The 16,978-nt window shown below is 63.8% G+C and carries 22 protein-coding genes; 14 read left to right on the forward strand and 8 right to left on the reverse strand.

Going from position 1 to position 16,978, the window contains the following annotated elements; all coding sequences use genetic code 11:
- Window positions 1-53 precede the first annotated feature (53 nt).
- Complete coding sequence (corA, locus tag A3K89_RS07730; RefSeq protein WP_068423884.1) at window positions 54-1,070, reverse strand: magnesium/cobalt transporter CorA; 1,017 nt, start codon at window positions 1,068-1,070, stop codon at window positions 54-56.
- Window positions 1,071-1,148: 78 nt separating this feature from the next.
- Here corA and A3K89_RS07735 point away from each other — a divergent pair, with 78 nt between their 5' ends.
- A complete protein-coding gene (locus tag A3K89_RS07735) occupies window positions 1,149-1,583 on the forward strand; it encodes a VOC family protein (RefSeq protein ID WP_068424019.1) in 435 nt (144 codons plus the stop codon).
- A 189-nt stretch (window positions 1,584-1,772) separates the two neighbouring features.
- Here the strand turns inward: A3K89_RS07735 and A3K89_RS07740 are convergent, their stop codons facing one another.
- The 3 genes from A3K89_RS07740 to A3K89_RS07750 all read right to left on the reverse strand — a co-directional run bounded on the left by A3K89_RS07740 (window position 1,773) and on the right by A3K89_RS07750 (window position 3,078).
- Window positions 1,773-2,153 carry a hypothetical protein gene (locus A3K89_RS07740; RefSeq protein ID WP_068423886.1) on the reverse strand — a complete coding sequence of 127 codons (381 nt, stop codon included), beginning with the start codon at window positions 2,151-2,153 and terminating at the stop codon, window positions 1,773-1,775.
- 6 nt (window positions 2,154-2,159) lie between these two features.
- Entirely contained in the window at window positions 2,160-2,747 is a 588-nt protein-coding gene (locus tag A3K89_RS26695; RefSeq protein WP_084423654.1) for a DUF3558 family protein, read from the reverse strand.
- 64 nt (window positions 2,748-2,811) lie between these two features.
- Window positions 2,812-3,078, reverse strand: coding sequence for a PASTA domain-containing protein (locus A3K89_RS07750; RefSeq protein ID WP_167674251.1), 267 nt, complete (start codon window positions 3,076-3,078; stop codon window positions 2,812-2,814).
- Between the two features lie 119 nt (window positions 3,079-3,197).
- Between A3K89_RS07750 and A3K89_RS07755 the strand changes: the two genes are divergently transcribed.
- From A3K89_RS07755 to A3K89_RS07790, 9 genes are all read left to right on the forward strand, one after another.
- Window positions 3,198-3,815: a trimeric intracellular cation channel family protein gene (locus A3K89_RS07755; protein WP_068423892.1), complete on the forward strand. Its 618-nt coding sequence runs from the start codon at window positions 3,198-3,200 to the stop codon at window positions 3,813-3,815.
- A 44-nt stretch (window positions 3,816-3,859) separates the two neighbouring features.
- The gene (locus A3K89_RS07760; RefSeq protein ID WP_068423894.1) at window positions 3,860-4,546 is read left to right on the forward strand and encodes a response regulator transcription factor; all 687 of its coding nucleotides are present in this window, start codon (window positions 3,860-3,862) and stop codon (window positions 4,544-4,546) included.
- On the forward strand, window positions 4,546-5,997 hold the full coding sequence (locus A3K89_RS07765; RefSeq protein ID WP_068423896.1) for a HAMP domain-containing sensor histidine kinase: 1,452 nt from the start codon (window positions 4,546-4,548) through the stop codon (window positions 5,995-5,997). Before A3K89_RS07760 ends, A3K89_RS07765 begins: the two co-directional genes overlap by 1 nt.
- Window positions 5,998-6,104: 107 nt before the next feature.
- Window positions 6,105-7,544 carry a S1C family serine protease gene (locus A3K89_RS07770; RefSeq protein WP_084423656.1) on the forward strand — a complete coding sequence of 480 codons (1,440 nt, stop codon included), beginning with the start codon at window positions 6,105-6,107 and terminating at the stop codon, window positions 7,542-7,544.
- Window positions 7,545-7,633: 89 nt separating this feature from the next.
- Window positions 7,634-8,131, forward strand: coding sequence for a MogA/MoaB family molybdenum cofactor biosynthesis protein (locus A3K89_RS07775; RefSeq protein WP_206031301.1), 498 nt, complete (start codon window positions 7,634-7,636; stop codon window positions 8,129-8,131).
- Window positions 8,132-8,142: 11 nt separating this feature from the next.
- Entirely contained in the window at window positions 8,143-8,310 is a 168-nt protein-coding gene (locus A3K89_RS25950; RefSeq protein WP_167674253.1) for a hypothetical protein, read from the forward strand.
- A 549-nt stretch (window positions 8,311-8,859) separates the two neighbouring features.
- A complete protein-coding gene (locus A3K89_RS07780) occupies window positions 8,860-9,549 on the forward strand; it encodes an MspA family porin (RefSeq protein ID WP_084423657.1) in 690 nt (229 codons plus the stop codon).
- A gap of 165 nt (window positions 9,550-9,714) precedes the next feature.
- Complete coding sequence (locus A3K89_RS07785) at window positions 9,715-10,143, forward strand: hypothetical protein (RefSeq protein WP_068423898.1); 429 nt, start codon at window positions 9,715-9,717, stop codon at window positions 10,141-10,143.
- Between the two features lie 124 nt (window positions 10,144-10,267).
- On the forward strand, window positions 10,268-10,552 hold the full coding sequence (locus tag A3K89_RS07790; protein ID WP_157105270.1) for a hypothetical protein: 285 nt from the start codon (window positions 10,268-10,270) through the stop codon (window positions 10,550-10,552).
- Window positions 10,553-10,634: 82 nt separating this feature from the next.
- Here A3K89_RS07790 and mscL read toward each other — a convergent pair whose 3' ends face one another.
- Window positions 10,635-11,117, reverse strand: a complete 483-nt coding sequence (gene mscL / locus A3K89_RS07795) for a large conductance mechanosensitive channel protein MscL (protein ID WP_068423902.1) — start codon at window positions 11,115-11,117, stop codon at window positions 10,635-10,637.
- Between the two features lie 217 nt (window positions 11,118-11,334).
- On the opposite strand from mscL, the gene A3K89_RS07800 reads away from it, so the two are divergent.
- Together A3K89_RS07800 and A3K89_RS07805 are read left to right on the forward strand one after the other, a co-directional pair.
- Window positions 11,335-12,003, forward strand: a complete 669-nt coding sequence (locus tag A3K89_RS07800; RefSeq protein ID WP_068423904.1) for an MspA family porin — start codon at window positions 11,335-11,337, stop codon at window positions 12,001-12,003.
- A 51-nt stretch (window positions 12,004-12,054) separates the two neighbouring features.
- Window positions 12,055-12,780: an MspA family porin gene (locus A3K89_RS07805; protein WP_084423658.1), complete on the forward strand. Its 726-nt coding sequence runs from the start codon at window positions 12,055-12,057 to the stop codon at window positions 12,778-12,780.
- Here A3K89_RS07805 and A3K89_RS07810 read toward each other — a convergent pair whose 3' ends face one another.
- The 3 genes from A3K89_RS07810 to A3K89_RS07815 all read right to left on the reverse strand — a co-directional run bounded on the left by A3K89_RS07810 (window position 12,781) and on the right by A3K89_RS07815 (window position 14,568).
- Window positions 12,781-13,434: an SAF domain-containing protein gene (locus tag A3K89_RS07810; RefSeq protein WP_068423908.1), complete on the reverse strand. Its 654-nt coding sequence runs from the start codon at window positions 13,432-13,434 to the stop codon at window positions 12,781-12,783.
- An 88-nt stretch (window positions 13,435-13,522) separates the two neighbouring features.
- Window positions 13,523-13,855, reverse strand: a complete 333-nt coding sequence (locus tag A3K89_RS25355; RefSeq protein WP_084423665.1) for an FmdB family zinc ribbon protein — start codon at window positions 13,853-13,855, stop codon at window positions 13,523-13,525.
- A 143-nt stretch (window positions 13,856-13,998) separates the two neighbouring features.
- Window positions 13,999-14,568 (reverse strand): 5-formyltetrahydrofolate cyclo-ligase, encoded by a 570-nt coding sequence (locus A3K89_RS07815; RefSeq protein WP_068424027.1) that lies wholly within the window; start codon window positions 14,566-14,568, stop codon window positions 13,999-14,001.
- Window positions 14,569-14,672: 104 nt separating this feature from the next.
- Here A3K89_RS07815 and A3K89_RS07820 point away from each other — a divergent pair, with 104 nt between their 5' ends.
- Both A3K89_RS07820 and glp read left to right on the forward strand, forming a co-directional pair.
- A complete protein-coding gene (locus A3K89_RS07820) occupies window positions 14,673-15,614 on the forward strand; it encodes a UTP--glucose-1-phosphate uridylyltransferase (RefSeq protein WP_068424029.1) in 942 nt (313 codons plus the stop codon).
- A 34-nt stretch (window positions 15,615-15,648) separates the two neighbouring features.
- Window positions 15,649-16,908 carry a molybdotransferase-like divisome protein Glp gene (gene glp / locus A3K89_RS07825; protein ID WP_068423910.1) on the forward strand — a complete coding sequence of 420 codons (1,260 nt, stop codon included), beginning with the start codon at window positions 15,649-15,651 and terminating at the stop codon, window positions 16,906-16,908.
- Window positions 16,909-16,978 lie beyond the last annotated feature (70 nt).

Raw genomic sequence — 16,978 nt, forward strand, 5'->3', positions numbered from 1 at the left:
GCTTTCGGTGCTCGAACCGCACAATAGGAGGGTGAATTTTGCTCGGCGGGGCGTCACAACCATTTCTGACGCTTGAACACGAGGTACAGCACGCCGGAGCAGGCGAGCATCGTCAGCAATGCGAGCGGATAGCCGATGTGCCACTTCAGTTCTGGCATGTAGTCGAAGTTCATCCCGTAGATCGCAGCGATCAGCGACGGTGCGAACAATATCGCGCCCCACGACGAGATCTTCTTTGTCTGCTCCGTCTGATCTAAGCTGACCTGCGTCATCGCGCGCATCTCGTCGTTCTGTTGTTGCGCAACGAGAGTCGCGTTCGTCTGCAACGCATTTTGCAGGTTGACGCGGAACGCTTCCACACGTTCTGCGATGCGCACACAATGGTCGAGCACATCGCGGAGATTACGCTGGAGTTCGATGTCGACGTCGTACTTGTCTTCACCACGCTTGAGCGATTCGATCATGGCCACCAAGGGTGCGGCGGCGCGTTGGAATTCGGTTACCTCGCGCGAGAGGGTGTAGATGCGTCGGGATACCGAGGGATCGCGGGAGAAGAGCTGGTCCTCGATTTCGTCGATGTCGTTCTGCAGCCCCACCACGACGGGTTCGTACTCGTCGACGACCTGGTCGAGAATGGCGTAGAGGACGGCTTGCGTTCCCTGCCGTAACAGGTCGGGTGTCTCTTCGAGTCGTTTGCGGACCGTCCCCAGCTCGGGGGACTCGGCGTGGCGGATGGTGACGACGAAGTCCGGACCGAGGAACACATGGAGTTCGCCGAATTCGACCTTTTCGGTCTCGTCGATGTAGCGAGCGGGCCGCAGCACTACGAACAGCTGGTCGCCGTAGCGTTCGAGCTTGGGCCGCTGATGTGCTGCGATTGCGTCCTCGACAGCAAGGTGGTGCAGACCGAATTCGGCTGCGATGGAAGCGATCTCATCGTCGCCGGGTCGATAAAGGCCGATCCAGGCCATGCCGTTGCGCTCGCGCATCGCCTCGTAGGTGTGGTCGAGGCTGTCGGGGTCCGCGGTGCGCACGCCGTCGACGTAGACAGCGTTGTCGACGATCGGCAACGTTCCTCACTCTGGTCTGTGGGAGTTCGTACAGTGCAAAGCCTGCCAGACCGGTGCGTCAGCCGTCAGAATGGGTGGATGGATCAGCGCATTCACTTCACGACGCTTGCGACCCCTGACCTCGACGCTGCCCGCGCCTTCTACCGCGATGGCCTCGGCTGGACCGCCCTGTTGGACGTCCCCGGCGAAATCCTGTTCTTTCAGATCGGCCCAGGGCTGGTCATGGGGTTGTTCGACGCGCAGAGGTTCACGGAGGACCTCGGGCACGATGGCGGCCCGGCCAAGGTCAGCGGGTTGACGTTGTCGCATAACGTCGACGGTCCCGCCGAGGTCGACGAGATCGTCGACCGCGCTGTCAAGGCCGGCGCGACGCTGGTGAAGCCGCCCCAGCAAGCGGCATTCGGTGGGTATCACGGGCATTTTTCCGACCCGAACGGTGTGCTGTGGGAAATCTGCCACAACCCGGGCTTCTCCATCGCCGACGACGGGACCGTTCGGCTGCAAGAGCTGTAGCCGCCCCCCCAAGCGCGCAGGTTGCAGTGACTGCGCGGGTTGCAACGTGCGCGCCGGCTGGAAGGTGCGCGGGGGGTGGGGCGGGTCGAATCCTCACCCCGATTCCCAATCCTCAGCCCATGCATCGAGTGAGAATTCGAGTTTCGCATGAGCCTGCGGTGCCCCGGTCGTTCATAGCCGGGAGCGGAGCTACCTCGGGCCCTGCGCCGAGATTCCCGACGCGTTCTCCCGATCGGTATCTGCAGTGTCGGTAAAGAACTTCCTGAATACCGCTTGCATGGCCATGACAACGTCGATGTGACTTTGCAGCACGTCGACAAGGTTGTTCGGGCCGCCTGCTGCTTTCTCGGAGAAACGTGTCGCAAGACTAATTCCGGATGGAAGGCTGCCGAGCCCCTTCACGTCTGCTAGCAGACCCGCTTCAAGTTGGTGGTCGGAGAGCTTGGAGAGGAAGTCGGTGCACGCGTAATCACACTTTCGAGCCGCCTCTGGCGACAAGTACAGTTGCCCGGACTCCGCGGCTTCTGATAGCGAATTCCAATATGCGACAGCGGGACCCACTGAATTCATTGCGGCTCATCTCGTATGGGGCGGGAAGGAGGCCAACAGGTCAGTTGCATGCGCGAGCAGTACCGTGCATGGGTCGAGCTTTGCGCGCTCGCTGCCTATGACATCGACCGAGGTTTTGATTGTTCCGTCTACCGATGCCATTGCAAGGTTGCAGTTCTCAGGCTGACCACGGATGTTCGTTTGGTAGCGAACTGCCTGTCGCTCTTGCACAGCTACGTCGATAACGTCTGAGTATGTCGAGTCCGCACGGGCATCGTCGAGAGTGTAGTCATTTGAGAATCGCACACTGAAGAAGTACCAAGGTGTGCTAATCGGGCCCCGCCAAGCGCACATGGTCCAGTCGTCAACGACCACACCATCGGACCACGTTTTCTGGCTGGCCGGATCCAACCCCGTCCCCGCGATGGCGTCTGCGGGGATGCTGCAGGGATCCCAACGCTCCTGAGGGACCCCCGTGACCTCGACCCCATCTACGCCGCTCCCACATCCGGCGGTCAAAAAGGTAACAGCAGCGATCACCGCCCACTGTTTTCGCATCGGCCCCCCTCGTCGCTGTCGAGGGTTTAGACGCAGAGGCAGGCGGCGCGGTTCCATGACGTAGTCGGCCGATAAGCCGCATCCGGCCCTGAACGACCACTATGGCCAACGACGGCAGCTCTCAGTCGCTCGGTACCAACAAGATCACCGTCGTGTCCTCGTCGGCCAAGGTTCCAGCTCGGGGCGTCGTACCGGCGACCAGACCTGTCGCATCGGGGGAGCTGGCGATCACATTGTCGAAACCGGCCTCGCTGAGTCTTTCCGTCGCACCGAACACCGACATCCCCGTCACGTTGGGTACCCGGATCAGCTCACCAGCCTGTGCGACCCCGGCCGCACCGAACGATACGGCTCCCGCGACCACCACACCCGCCACTACCTTTCTCATCGAAGTTCTCATGTCCCCATCGTCATCTGCACCTGGGACGGCCGGCAGCGTTCGAGGTACCAAGCCCATACCGATCGACTCCCGGAGGTCACGGCCGAATCAAGTGCGACCATTACCCCGTGCTCGTAGATGTCCTCGGTTCTGTCGGTATCGCCGCGTTCGCGGCCTCCGGTGCGTTGATCGGTGTCCGGAAACGCCTGGACCTGTTCGGCGTGTGCGTCGTCGGCATCACGACGGGCATCGGCGGCGGCATCATCCGCGACCTTCTACTGGGCATTCATCCGCCGACGTCGCTCGACCAGTGGCCCAACATCGCGGTGGCGTTGGCGTCGTCGCTACTGGTGTTCGTCGCGCATCCCGCCATGAGCCGGGTACGTCGAGGCGTCCTGATCTTCGACGCATTCGGAATGGGCCTGTTCGCGTCGACGGGTGCAACGATCGCCCTCGACACCGGCGGCAGCTCACTGGCTGCCTGCCTCATCGGTGCGACGACGGCCGTCGCCGGTGGCGTCATCCGTGACGTCCTGGTCAACGAGGTTCCGTTGTTGCTTCGTCGCGACCTCTATGCGGTGCCCGCGTTGCTCGGCTCGACGACGGTAGCGGCCGTCGTGGGCTTCGGGTGGCCCGTGAACATCGGACTGATCGCGGGGACCGTCATCGCGACCGGCCTGCGCCTTCTTGCGCTGTGGCGACGCTGGAATCTACCCATTGCCCGACGTTTGCCCGCCGAAGACTAGGACCCTCTCAGACATATCTCAGTCCGTCGGGCCAAACTGTAACGATGCGCATCCTGGTTGTCGACGACGATCGAGCCGTCCGAGACTCGCTTCGGCGGTCCCTCACCTTCAACGGTTACACGGTCGAACTCGCTGTCGACGGCTTGGATGCACTCGAGAAGATCGCGGCGGCTCGCCCCGACGCGTTGGTTCTCGACGTCATGATGCCCCGCCTCGACGGCCTCGAAGTGTGCCGCCGGCTGCGCAGCACCGGCGACGACCTTCCGATCCTCGTCCTAACCGCCCGCGACTCGGTGTCCGAGCGCGTGGCAGGCCTCGACGCGGGTGCCGACGACTATCTGCCGAAGCCTTTCGCGCTCGAAGAACTTCTCGCGCGACTCCGCGCCCTTCTTCGTCGCACGGCGATGGAAGCAGGCGAAGAATCGGAAGCGATGGAATTCGCCGACCTCTCGCTGGACCCGGTGACGCGCGAAGTCACACGCGGCGGTCGGTCGATCAGCCTGACCCGCACCGAGTTCTCCCTGATGGAGATGCTCATGATGAACCCACGTCGGGTTCTGACGCGCAGCCGCATCCTCGAAGAGGTGTGGGGCTACGACTTCCCGACGTCGGGCAATGCGCTCGAGGTGTACGTGGGGTATCTGCGTCGCAAGACCGAGGCCGACGGTGAGCCGCGCCTGATCCACACTGTCCGTGGTGTCGGATACGTTCTCCGCGAAACGCCTCCGTGATGGTCGCTCCTTTCGCTCGACGGCCTCCTGGCCCACTCACCACCGACTCGTCGATGCGTCCCCCGATGCCGTTGACCCGGTCGGTGTCGCTGCGTTGGCGCGTGACGCTCCTCGCGGCGTCGGTGGTGGCCATCGCCGTCGCGGTGATGGCGATCGCGGCCTACGCGGTGGTGTCCCGCGCCCTGTACGGCGACGTCGACAACCAATTGCGGAGTCGCGCAGACGCGTTGATCAACAGCAACGTCGTCACGTTCGACCCGCGGTATGTGGCCGGTGCGACGCTGTACAGCACCGATGTGTCCGTCGCACTGATCTTCCCGGACCTCACCAAGTACGTCCCGCCTGGCTCGAAGGTGCCGATCGGCGAGGACGAGATCGCCGTCGCCGAGGGCAAGGTCGACAGTTCGCTGCGCACGGTCGACGGACAACGCGTTCTCAGTCAGCGTGCGATGGACGGCAGCGCGATCGTCATCGCCCAAAGACTCTCTCCCACAGGACAAGTGCTCGACCGGCTCGCGTGGGTTCTGCTCATCGTGGGTGGCTGCGGTGTCGTACTCGCAGCAGGGGCGGGAATGGCCGTCGGCAGAACAGGTCTGAGGCCGATCGCGCGACTGACCGCGGCCGCCGAACGCGTCGCGCGTACCGACGACTTGACGCCTATTCCAGTAACCGGCGACGACGAATTGGCCCGGCTCACCGAGAGTTTCAACACGATGCTTCGGGCTCTGGCCGAATCCCGCGGGAGGCAAAGCCGTCTCGTCGCCGACGCCGGTCACGAACTCCGGACGCCGTTGACGTCGCTGCGCACGAACATGGAGCTGCTGATCGCGTCGGGACGTCCTGGGGCGCCGTCGATTCCGGACGAAGACATGGCAGAACTGCGATCCGACGTCGTCGCACAGATTCAGGAATTGTCGACGCTCGTCGGCGATCTCGTCGACCTGGCCCGTGAGGATGCGCCCGAGACGGTGTTCGAGCGGGTCGATCTTGCCGACGCCGTCGAACGCAGTCTCGAGCGTGCGCGACGTCGCCGCAACGAGATCGAGTTCAAAGCCGTCCTCGAACCGTGGTTCGTGTACGGCGATCAGGCGGGACTGTCACGCGCCGTACTGAATATTCTGGACAATGCGGCCAAATGGAGTCCCAGTGGCGGTGAAGTGCGCGTCATCATGCGTCAGATCGGCAATGGGCTCATGGAATTGACCGTCGACGACGCGGGCCCGGGCATTCCGGAAGAAGACCGCGAGCTGGTGTTCGAGCGCTTCTACCGTTCGACGGCGTCTCGCTCGATGCCGGGCTCCGGGCTGGGACTCGCGATCGTGCGTCAGGTCGTCATCAAGCACGGTGGGACTATCGGCGTCGAGGTCTCGGACCGTGGTGGGGCTCTGATTCGGGTCGTCTTGCCTGGTGAAAGTGGTATCGACCCGTCTGGAACAGTCTCGGCAAACTGATAGCTCTGTCTCAGCGCGCTCTCAGTCCCGCACGGCAAAGTAGTCGTTAACAAGGCGGGCGACCTCGTTCTCAGGGCGAGGTTTCTACTGAAAGAAGCGACAAGCCGATGACCGACGATCGTAGAGACTCCGAGCAGAACGACTCCGAGTCGACGCAGCAGCATCCGACCCAACAGAATTCGGCACAGCAGAATTCGACCCAGCAGTTCCCGACGCAGCAGCACGCGCCGCAGGGTGGGTACGGCCAGCAGGCCGGACAATACGGTCATTCCGCCTACGGCCACAACGCTTATCAGCAGCCGAACTACGGCTACAACCAGCAACACGCTGCGCCGCAGAATCACCAGCCGTCGCAGCAGGCCCCGGCAGCCGTCAAGAGTCGGCCGGGCCGCACCACTCTCGTGGCCGGAGCAATCGCTCTGGTTCTCGTCGGTGGCGGAATCGGCGGTGCGGTAGGCGCTTTGGCGACCAATGGTGCCAATGGCACTGGCGCGGCCACCAATTCGCTGAACTCCACTGTCACTGCAGCGCAGCCGGCCGCAAACATTCCGGACGGCTCGATCCAGGCCGTCGCGAACAAGGTGCTGCCGAGCGTCGTGCAGATCCAGGTCAAGGGCAGCCAAGCAGAGGGCGAGGGCTCCGGCGTCATTCTGTCGTCCGACGGCCTGATCCTCACCAACAACCACGTGGCGACGGGTGCGGGTGCCAACGGCAAGTTGACCGTGGCCTTCTCGGACGGATCGATTGCCGACGCAACGCTCGTCGGCGCCGACGCGGTCTCCGACATGGCCGTCATCAAGGTCGAAGGCAAGACCGATCTGACGCCGATCGAGCTCGGGACGTCATCGAATCTGCAAGTGGGACAACAGGTCGTCGCGATCGGTTCTCCGCTCGGACTCGCCGGAACCGTCACCACGGGCATCGTCTCCTCGCTGAATCGTCCGGTGTCGACGAGTGGCGAGTCGGGCAACCAGAACTCGGTCATCGACGCGATCCAGACCGACGCAGCCATCAACCCGGGTAACTCGGGTGGTGCGCTCGTGAACACCGACGGTCAGTTGATCGGTATCAACACCGCCATCGCGACGCTCGGCGGCAGCGAGTCCTCTGGCACGCAGAGCGGTTCGATCGGCCTCGGCTTCGCGATCCCGGTCGATCAGGCCAAGCGGATCGCCGACGAGCTGAGCACGACCGGCAAGGCGACGCAGGCCATGATCGGCGTCCAGGTCCCGTCGCAGGACGACGCCAACGGCGCGACGGTCGTCGAGGTCACCGACGGCGGTCCGGCGGCGTCGGCAGGTATTCCGAAGGGCGCGGTCATCACCAAGGTCGATGACCGCGTGGTCTCGAGCGGTGACGCCCTCATTGCCGCCGTGCGGTCGCACGCACCCGGCGACTCGGTGAAGATCACCTACACCGAAGGTGGCAGCGAGAAGACCGTGGACGTGACGCTGGGAACTGCCGAGCCGCAGACCGCGTCGGTGCAGACGCCGTCCTCGGGCTCGCAGTCGCCGTTCGAGATCCCTGGCTTCCCCGGAGGCCGCTGATGCTGTCGGACATCGACCGCCTGGCGACCGTTGCAACGATTTACGCACAGCGTGAGACCGAGCAGAGGGCTACTACTACGGTGAGCAGTATGGAACTCGAGACCCCTCTGGCTGGCCGAGCGTTGGTCGTGATCGTCGACGACCGCACCGCGCACAGTAATGGACAGGATTCGACCGGCCCGCTGGTGACGGAACTCCTCACCGAAGCAGGTTTTCTGGTGGACGGAGTCGTGGCTGTCACGTCGGATGAGGTGGATGTTCGCAACGCTCTGAACACCGCGGTGATCGGCGGGGTCGACCTCGTCGTGTCGGTCGGAGGCACCGGTGTGTCTCCGCGCGACGTCACCCCGGACGTGACCGCCGAGATACTCGACCGTGAGATTCCTGGCATCAGCGAGGCGCTGCGTTCGTCCGGACTTGCCGCTGGAGCGATGGATGCCGGTCTGTCTCGGGGGCTCGTAGGAGTGTCGGGAAGCACCCTCGTCGTGAATCTCGCGTCGTCGCGCGCGGCGATTCGCGACGGGATGGCCACCCTGACCCCGCTGGCGAGCCAAGTGATCGCAGAACTGTCCGGGCTCGATGCTTGACCGCACCTGACATGACAGAGAAGAACAACGACGAGAGCCGGGCCCGTATCGATCGGGCCCGGCTCGCTCGCATCTTCGGGGACGTTCTGCCCGACACCACGAGCGATGAGCGCTCGCGCCGCGACGAGGGCACGACGGACGATTGGTTCGATCGAGAGCGTCCTCCGCACCACTTGTGATGTGATCCACAACACATTTGGGAATGTAAATCACATCCGTGTTGGGTGAACGTTTACCTGGTGTTAGCGGGACGTCGCCCGCGGTGCCGCGCTGTCGGGTTCGAATCACGATGAGCGGAAGTGCATCCCAGAAGACCGATTGATCCGCTTCCGGTTCGTCCGCTGCTATGTCTGCCCATTTCAGAGCCGTTTCAACTAACAGTGAGGTTTGTAACGGAACGGCAACGACGCCTTGTGTGTGACGTAGGTTACCCGCAAGTATGGTGTGAAAGCCGTTCACACACAGGAAACACATCACGATTCGGCCATGTTTGGCGCCCAATCGTAGGGATTGTCACGATCCGGCAACTCCTCTAATGTTCCCCTCAGCTTCGGCAGCAAGGGCGTGGAACACACGCTCCGAGCCCTTGTGTCGGGACTACTTACGAACGTGATCCCAGGATCTAGTTCTGCTCGGGAACCTTCGGCACCATGCCGACTGGCCTCGAGGGTGCAAGCCACAAGCTTCCCGTGCGAACGCGCTTGGGACTGAACATGATGAGGATTTAAATGACGGAGATCCAGAAGCCGCGGCGTAGCCGTGGACTGAAGTCCATTGCAGCAACGGTTGTCGCTGGCGCTTCGGTTGCCGGCCTGGTGCTCGGCACGGGTACCGCGTCCGCAGCAGTCGACAGCTCCAACACGGTCGTCGACGCCAACGGCAACACCATCACCGTGACGCTGTCCGACACGTTCCTCAACAGCGTTCCTCCGCTGGACGGCAACCCGCTCACCCGTGAGTGGTTCGCCAACGGCGTTGCAGGCTGGGAAGTTACCGGACCCGACGCTGACGACTTCGAGGGCACGGTTGCCATCGGTTACCAGGTTGGCTACCCGGCCAGCCTCGGCGGTTCTGTGTCCGTGTCGTGGGCGACGCCTAGCCTGTCGCTTGGTTTCGGTACCTCGCCCGACGCCGAGGATGTTACTGGCCTCATCGGCAACATCGACCTGATCCCGCAGGCAACTGCAGAGCTTGAGATCGCTCCGGGGCCTGGCATCGTTGACGCCACCGCTGCATCGGGCAACATTCAGGGAACTGAAGGCGACGCGGCTGGCGCTTCGGGCACCATCCAGGTTGCAAACGCTCACGGCACCGCAACCGGCATCCTCGGTAACGTTCGCGTTCGCCCGTACGTCTCGGTCACCAGCTCCACCGGTGATGTTGCTGTCACCTACGGTGTCCCGTGGACCTTCAACTGATCTCAATCGGTTGATCTGAGCTTCACCCCGCGCGTACGCGCTGGCTATGATCGGGCCCGTCCGGAATTCTCCGGGCGGGCCCGATTTGTTTGTTCCCCACTATTGTTCCGAAACCGCATGCCGACGCGGGTTGGCGTCGAGCATGCGAGAAATGGCTGAGACTTCATGCGCTTCACACTGATTCCTGTAGTAGCTGCTTCGGCTCTGCTCGCGCTCGCCGGTTGCAGCAGCGACTCGGGTAGTGGCTCGGGTTCGGGTGCCAATGCCGACGTGTGTACGCAGTTCGCTGCCGCACACGACGAATTGACCGAACTGGTCAAAGCCGGCCCGACCGGTGGCGAAGTCGACGCATGGACCGCGGACAAGAATGCTGCCGTCGCGAAGTTTGCGCCGTTGGGTGACCAGGCCGAAGGTGACGTCAAGGCGAAGATTCAGGCTTTGGTGACTGCTCTTCCGGCCGATTCACTCGCGCTGACCGAACCGGACAGCGAGTCGGGGCAGGCGTTTGTCGATAACTCAGCTGATGTTGCCTCAGCTTGCGAAGCGGATGGCACCGCAGTCGCTCTGGCTGAGTTTCCCCTGCAGAAGTTCTAAGGCATTAGCAAACGCGAGCTTCCCCTCCAGCGTGGTGTGATCCGCATTACACTTGATGGTTTCCCGAAGTTTGGAAGGCGGAAACCGACTATAGGGGGCGGCGATGTGGAAGAAAAGTGTTCTTGTGATCGGGGCGGCAGGGTTGCTGACGTTGGGCGCGACCGGGGTGGCACAGGCTGTGCCCACCGGGCCGCCGCCGTACGTCGTCGGTATGGAACTCGATGACGCAATCGGCGTGCTGGCGGTGGCCGACTACGAAGGCGTTGTGAGCACGCGAGTGGGCGGCGGTGATGAGTGCACGGTTTTGAGTCAGTCTCCGACGACGCGGCCCCCCGATTTCGAGAATAATTTCGAAGGCGAGTTCACCATTCTGCTGGGCGTTCGATGCGGCATCGAAGAGGACGACTGAACCCCGCAGCAAAGAATTCCGAACGAAAAGCCCGCTTTCCCGGTGATTACGGGAAAGCGGGCTTTTTGGATTCCGTCGAAAGTTATGGCTTCGCGTGCTGGCCGCTGGGTGCCGAACCGTCGGTGTCGCCGATTGCCTCGCCGCTGCCGCCGGTGTCGTCGGCGGGCGTCGACAGTTTCCGTCCGACGTCGGTGCCGCCGGCCAGGATGTCGCGGATCTGGACGAGGACGTCGACGTCACTCAGTTCCTTCTCGGGCTGGCTGACGAAGCGCTTCTTCGCGGTGTTGACCGGAAGGATGAGGACGAAGTAGACGACGGCGGCGATGATGATGAAGTTGATCGCCGCGGTCACGACTGCGCCGACGTTGATGAAAGTCTCTGGGCTGGAAGTGATCTGGAAGCCCCAGCCGTATTCGTTCGACCCGCCGATCGCTGCGACGAGCGGGTTGACGATGTTGTTGGTGAACGCGGTGACGATGGCCGTGAACGCTGCACCGACGACCACTGCGACGGCGAGGTCGACGACGTTTCCGCGAAGCAGAAAATCCTTGAACCCCTTGAGCATGAACCCTCCCGGATGTCGATGGTGCGGACGAGATGTTGACGCTCCCCACGAGGCTAGCCCACGTGAGGGTGCTTGAAAATGTATGTATTTCCCGGATACAGCAAAATTAATGGACTCTTGTCAATGACTGTGAGGCATTCGTCCCGTATCCTTCCCCGGGAGAATGTGCCTCGTTTCTCGGTTCGAGGTAGTCGGAGTCGTGCTTTTAAGGGGAACCATGGGAAAGTCTCGTTCGTCGGCGCTGCGCAGGTTCGGCCGCCTGGCCTCGATCGGTGCGGCAGCGGCAGTAGCCGTCGGATTGATGTCGCCGGGTGCGGCCAATGCCGAAACCTTCGTCCCGCTGCCGGGTGGTGAGAAGGTCGCGGGTCCGTACAAGATCGCCCGGTTCGACGAGTCCGCCAAGGTCGCCCCGCAGATCGCGTTCAACGGTCTGAACCGCAACGCATGGGCAACGGGCACCGCTCTCGCCGAGGTCCCCGCAGGCTCGACGGGCACGCTGAAGACCGGCTACCTCGTCGGCTGCCAGCTCGACATGACCGACCTCGAACTCGGCCTCGAAGCGGGCGCGGGCATCGAAGGCGGCAACACCAACATCGTCACGCTGTTCCCGATCCCGTTCCTCATCGGCGGCGCCGGCTGGACCGAGAACACCATCGAAGGCGGCGCGGAGTTCAACATCCCGCTGCAGGACCGTGAGGTCGCAGCCGTCGAGATCGCGTCGAAGGACGTCACCGGCCCCACGACGGCCATCCAGTACCAGGACGTCGGCATCTCCGTGCAGAACTGCGGCGGATACGCACAGGCTCGTGCGTACACCACGCTCGAGCTGACCGGAAACTACCGCTACAAGGGCACGCTGTACGGCCAGCCGTTCAGCATCGGCTGATCGATGCGCTCCCCAGACTTCGCACGAACCTCACGACGGGATGGAAAGACGTTGAAGAACAACAAGACTGCGGCTGTTCGTATGGCAGCCGTCGGTGCGGTGGGTGCCGTCGCTATCGGTTTCTGGTCCGCGGGTGCGGCCAGCGCCGACACGTTCGTACCGCTGCCGGACAACGAGATCAGCAAGACCCTGATCGACGGCACGACCGTCACGGTCAAGGGCTTCGGCCAGAGCGGACTCATCTCGCCGTCGATGAGCGCGACCCCGACACAGCGGAACGTCTGGGTCACGGGTAACTACACGGTCGAGACGTCCAACGCGACAGGCGGAAAGATCGAGCCGGGATTCCTCGTCGGATGCCAGGTCGACTTCGGTGCAGGCATCGGCGGCGGCGCCGGCGCATCGTTCGGACAGGGCAACACCGTGGAGATGGATCCCGGAAACCCGTTGTCGCTCAGCATCGACCGCACCCAGCCGAACACCTACAACATCGGTGCAGGCGTCTACCTCGACCTCGCTCCCGGTCAGCTGAACGACGTCAAACTGGTCGGCGACGAGACCACGGCCACGATCGACGGCGTCGACGTCGCCACCCAGGTCGACAACTCCTTCTCGTTCGACGGCAACGGCGGCGGATTCACCTACGCCGACGAGACGCTGAGCGTCGCAGGCTGTGCCGGGTTCGCCGAAGCCCGCTCGTACGTCGATGTCACCATCGAGACGCCGACCGTGACGTCGACCGTCACGCTGTGGGGACAGCCCTTCAGCATCGGCTGATCAGTGCAGTGTCACGGTCAGTGAGCTGACCAACGACGCGGCGGCCACGGTCGTCGCGTCGTCGGGACGCATCGCGATCAGCACGACGCGATCGCTGCCGCGTTCGCGGGCGTCCTTCGGTGACACGAGTACGACGACCGATCGCGTCGCCAGAATCCGTGCTGCCTGATCCTCGGTGCTGCCGACGGTCAGGACGTCGACGGTGTCGCCCTCACGCAGCAGATCCGTCACGCCTGCGTCGGTGAGTCGGATCGGAACGATCCTGGCGTCGGCTGTGCCCAGCGCGGCCCCGGCGAGCCGGGAACCGAGCAGTCGGACGTCGGTGAGTGGTTCGCCGGCACGAATGGGACCTGCGACGGTGTGATCCGTCGCGTCGGCGATGTTGCTGAGAGCGCCGGACGGCGTCGAACTCGGGTCGAATTCGGCGATACGGACGTCGGCTTCGGTCAGCGGCTCACCCGGCGCGAGATCGCGAGCGGCGACGACGACGGCCGCCCGATCGCTCGCGGACGCGTCTTTCACGAACAGGACAACCCCGACGAGCGCGAGTAATCCCGCGACGATGCGACGAGCCGTCGCAGTCCGAGTCCAGCCAGGTCGGAGCAGAAGCCGATCGAGCAGAGTGGCGTCGAGTCGCGATGATCGCTGAGGCATGGCGTCACGCTAGCGGGGGAGCGGACCCCCAAGAGCCGCCACAGGCCCCGGCTGTGGATAGCCGGGGCCTGTGGACAAAGCCGAAAATCTACGAGCTGGCAGCAGCTGTGGACGTCGTCGACGAGGACGAACTCGACGACGTGCTCGATGTCGAGGAAGTGCTGGTGGACGTCGTCGACTCGGTCTTGGTGCTCGACTTGTCGCTCTTGGACTCGCCTGCACTCTCGCTGGCCGTGCTCGATCCGCCGCGGCTGTCGGTCCGGTAGAAGCCGCTGCCCTTGAACACGATGCCGACCGAGTTGAAGAGCTTGCGCAGCTTGCCGCTGCACTGCGGGCAGACGGTCAGCGAGTCGTCGCTGAACGACTGCACGATGTCGAATCGGTTGTCGCACTCGGTGCAGGCGTACGAATAGGTGGGCATCGATGTTCCTCCGCGCTGGTCCACTGGTCACCAAGGAGACGTCGCCTTACTCGGTCGAGACCATGGTGTGCCGAAAAACTGCTGAAAACTGCAAGAGCATTAGCACTCTACAGTCAAGACTGCCAACACAGCGATTCGGTCGGCTATTCCTTGCTCAACGTCACGAGTCCACGCGACGGCGTGAGCGCATGCGTCGCGCGACGATCGTGCGGTTCCTCCGGCAATTCGTCGACCAACTCCCCGTCTCGGACTACCGCCACGATCGGAACGCCCGGTCCGACGAGGTCGAGCGTCCTGTCGTAGAACCCCGCGCCCCGGCCCAAGCGAACGCCCCGAAGATCGACCGCCAGAGCGGGCACGAACACGACATCGCACCTGCTCACCGACCCTGGGTCCAGTATTTCTCCGGTCGGTTCGAGCAATCCGTACCGAGCGGATCTGAGGCTGTCTCGGCCTGTGTACTCTGCCCAGTGAAGCGGCCCAGGTTCACGTGCGACCGGCACCAGAACCTCATTCGATTCCCGGCGCAACGCGTCGAGCAGATCGACTGAACCGGGCTCGCTGCCGACCGGCACGTAGGCCGCCACCGCGGTGGTTCGTCGCGCCGAATCGGCTGCGGCATGACAAAGTTTCAATGATTCTGCGACGCGAACGTCGGCTTCGACAGTGCGGCGAGAGGCCAGTATTCGGCTGCGCCATTCCTGTTTCGAAATCGGCGTCACGGGGTCTCCAGAGACATGGATTCGAGTTTAGGCAAGCAGGGAAGCGTCAGAACATGCGGAGCAGATCCGCAGGGACCATGGATAGGGTGGGCAGCATGACAGAAGCCGCGACAGCAGCAGCACGCCATTTTCGGACGGCGATCGTTCCCGCAGCAGGAATGGGAACTCGCTTTCTGCCTGCAACGAAAACGGTTCCGAAAGAATTGCTGCCGGTCGTCGACACACCGGGAATCGAACTCGTCGCCGGTGAAGCCGCCGACTCCGGTGCCGGACGCCTCGTGATCGTCACCTCGCCGGGCAAGGACGGCGTCGTCGCGCACTTCGTCGAAGACCTCGTTCTCGAAACCAAGCTCGAGGCCAGCGGCAAGCTCAAGATGCTCGAGAAGGTACGCGTCGCACCCGCGTTGCTCGACGTCCAATCCGTCGTGCAGAACGAGCCCCTCGGACTCGGTCACGCCGTCGCCTGCGCCGAGGAAGTCCTCGACGACGACGAGGATGCCGTCGCCGTTCTGCTTCCCGACGACCTGGTTCTCCCACGCGGCGTCCTCGACGTCATGTCGCGCGTGCGTGCCAAGCGCGGCGGAACTGTGCTGTGCGCGTTCGAGGTTCCCGAGGAGAACGTCTCGTCGTACGGCGTCTTCTCCGTCGAGACGGTTCCGGACGCCGTCAACCCCAACGTGCTCAAGGTCACCGGCATGGTCGAGAAGCCGAAGCGCGAGGAGGCGCCGTCGCTGTTCGCCGCAGCGGGTCGCTACCTGCTCGATCGAGCCATCTTCGACGCGTTGCGACGCATCGAGCCCGGCGCGGGCGGCGAGCTGCAGCTGACCGACGCCATCGCGCTGCTGATCTCCGAGGGCCACCCGGTTCACGTCGTCGTGCATCGAGGATCCCGACACGACCTCGGAAATCCCGGGGGATATCTTCGTGCTGCGGTTGACTTTGCTCTCGAACGTGACGATTACGGGCCTGCGTTGCGTGAGTGGCTGACCGAGCGTCTGAGCGACGATTGGGCGCCGCAGCTCACCAGCTACGAGTAGGCCCGACGTATGACCGGATAGAGGAAGGGCCACATTGCGCTCGGTTGAGGATCAGCAGACCCGGGTGACCGCTGCGGCGGTAGCTCCACGACCGGTTCGGGTGGCGATCTCCGAAGCGCAAGGTCTCCTCTGTGCGGAAGAAGTGGTCACCGAGCGGCCGCTGCCCGGGTTCGATCAGGCTGCAATCGACGGTTATGCGGTCCGCAGCGTCGACGTGTCGGCCGCAGGCACCGATCTGCGCAACGAGGACGACGAGCGCATCGACCTGACGTTGCCTGTCGTCGGCGAGGTCACCGCGGGTTCGCGGCAACCGATTCGGTTGCAGCCGCGTCAGGCAGTGCGCGTCGACACCGGCGCCCCGCTGCCCACGCTCGCCGACGCGGTTCTGCCGCTCGATCGGACCGACGGCGGCCATGCGCGCGTCAAGGTGTTCCGGCCGGTGCGATCGGGCGACTACGTCCGCAAGGTCGGTGACGACGTCCAGCCCGGCGACGTCGCAGTGCGGTCGGGAACCATCATCGGTGCGGCGCAGGTGGGTCTGCTCGCCGCCGTCGGCCGGGACAAGGTGCTCGTGCACCCGAGGCCGAGGCTGTCGGTCATCTCGGTGGGCGGCGAGCTCGTCGACATCGATCGCACGCCCGGCGCGGGCCAGGTCTACGACGTCAATTCCTATGCACTCGCCGCAGCAGCCCGTGACGCCGGTGCCGACGTCAACCGCGTCGGCATCGTCAGTACCGATCCGAAGCGGCTGCGCGAGGTCGTCGAAGGTCAGTTGATCCGGTCCGAGATCGTCGTCATCGCAGGCGCTGTCGGCGGAGGCGCGTCCGACGGTGTCCGAGAAGCACTCTCGGACCTCGGCGATCTCGAAGTCGAGCGCGTCGCGATGCATCCCGGATCCGTGCAGGGCTTCGGCCAACTGGGTCGCGACGAAGTGCCGACGTTTCTGTTGCCCGCGAACCCCGTCAGCGCGCTCGTCGTGTTCGAGGTGATGGTGCGTCCACTGATCCGAATCGCGCTCGGACGTCGACAGCCAATGCGCCGCATCGTCACTGCGCGAACCGTCGCGCCCATCACGTCGATCGAGGACCGCAAGGGCTTCCTCCGCGGACAGCTCATGCGCGACGAGGCCACCGGCGAATATCTCGTCCAAGCACTCGGCGGGGCGCCCGGGGCGTCGTCGCACCTGCTCGCGACGCTCGCCGAAGCGAACTGTCTCGTCGTCATCGACCCGGACGTCACCGAAGTGCGTACGGGCGAGGAAGTGGACGTGTCCTTCCTGGCGCAGCGGGGGTAGGCGACTGCGTCGCACGTGCGCGCGAATGTGTAGCGGGCTATACATTTCTGCGCACGTGGGCGGAACGCCT

The sequence above is a fragment of the Rhodococcoides kyotonense genome, from assembly GCF_001645385.1.
GTDB classification, from domain to species: Bacteria; Actinomycetota; Actinomycetes; order Mycobacteriales; family Mycobacteriaceae; genus Rhodococcoides; species Rhodococcoides kyotonensis_B.

Bases quoted from the DNA above. Each gene is read 5' to 3' on its own strand.
- A3K89_RS07785 (WP_068423898.1), top strand. From the start codon at position 9,715: ATGCGCTTCACACTGATTCCTGTAGTAGCTGCTTCGGCTCTGCTCGCG.
- A3K89_RS07760 (WP_068423894.1), top strand. From the start codon at position 3,860: ATGCGCATCCTGGTTGTCGACGACGATCGAGCCGTCCGAGACTCGCTT.
- A3K89_RS07765 (WP_068423896.1), top strand. From the start codon at position 4,546: ATGGTCGCTCCTTTCGCTCGACGGCCTCCTGGCCCACTCACCACCGAC.
- A3K89_RS07800 (WP_068423904.1), top strand. From the start codon at position 11,335: ATGGGAAAGTCTCGTTCGTCGGCGCTGCGCAGGTTCGGCCGCCTGGCC.
- A3K89_RS07780 (WP_084423657.1), top strand. From the start codon at position 8,860: ATGACGGAGATCCAGAAGCCGCGGCGTAGCCGTGGACTGAAGTCCATT.
- A3K89_RS26695 (WP_084423654.1), bottom strand. From the start codon at position 2,747: ATGGAACCGCGCCGCCTGCCTCTGCGTCTAAACCCTCGACAGCGACGA.
- A3K89_RS07820 (WP_068424029.1), top strand. From the start codon at position 14,673: ATGACAGAAGCCGCGACAGCAGCAGCACGCCATTTTCGGACGGCGATC.
- A3K89_RS07750 (WP_167674251.1), bottom strand. From the start codon at position 3,078: ATGAGAAAGGTAGTGGCGGGTGTGGTGGTCGCGGGAGCCGTATCGTTC.
- A3K89_RS25950 (WP_167674253.1), top strand. From the start codon at position 8,143: ATGACAGAGAAGAACAACGACGAGAGCCGGGCCCGTATCGATCGGGCC.
- mscL (WP_068423902.1), bottom strand. From the start codon at position 11,117: ATGCTCAAGGGGTTCAAGGATTTTCTGCTTCGCGGAAACGTCGTCGAC.
- A3K89_RS07775 (WP_206031301.1), top strand. From the start codon at position 7,634: ATGGAACTCGAGACCCCTCTGGCTGGCCGAGCGTTGGTCGTGATCGTC.
- A3K89_RS07735 (WP_068424019.1), top strand. From the start codon at position 1,149: ATGGATCAGCGCATTCACTTCACGACGCTTGCGACCCCTGACCTCGAC.
- A3K89_RS07740 (WP_068423886.1), bottom strand. From the start codon at position 2,153: ATGAATTCAGTGGGTCCCGCTGTCGCATATTGGAATTCGCTATCAGAA.
- A3K89_RS07810 (WP_068423908.1), bottom strand. From the start codon at position 13,434: ATGCCTCAGCGATCATCGCGACTCGACGCCACTCTGCTCGATCGGCTT.
- A3K89_RS07770 (WP_084423656.1), top strand. From the start codon at position 6,105: ATGACCGACGATCGTAGAGACTCCGAGCAGAACGACTCCGAGTCGACG.
- A3K89_RS25355 (WP_084423665.1), bottom strand. From the start codon at position 13,855: ATGCCCACCTATTCGTACGCCTGCACCGAGTGCGACAACCGATTCGAC.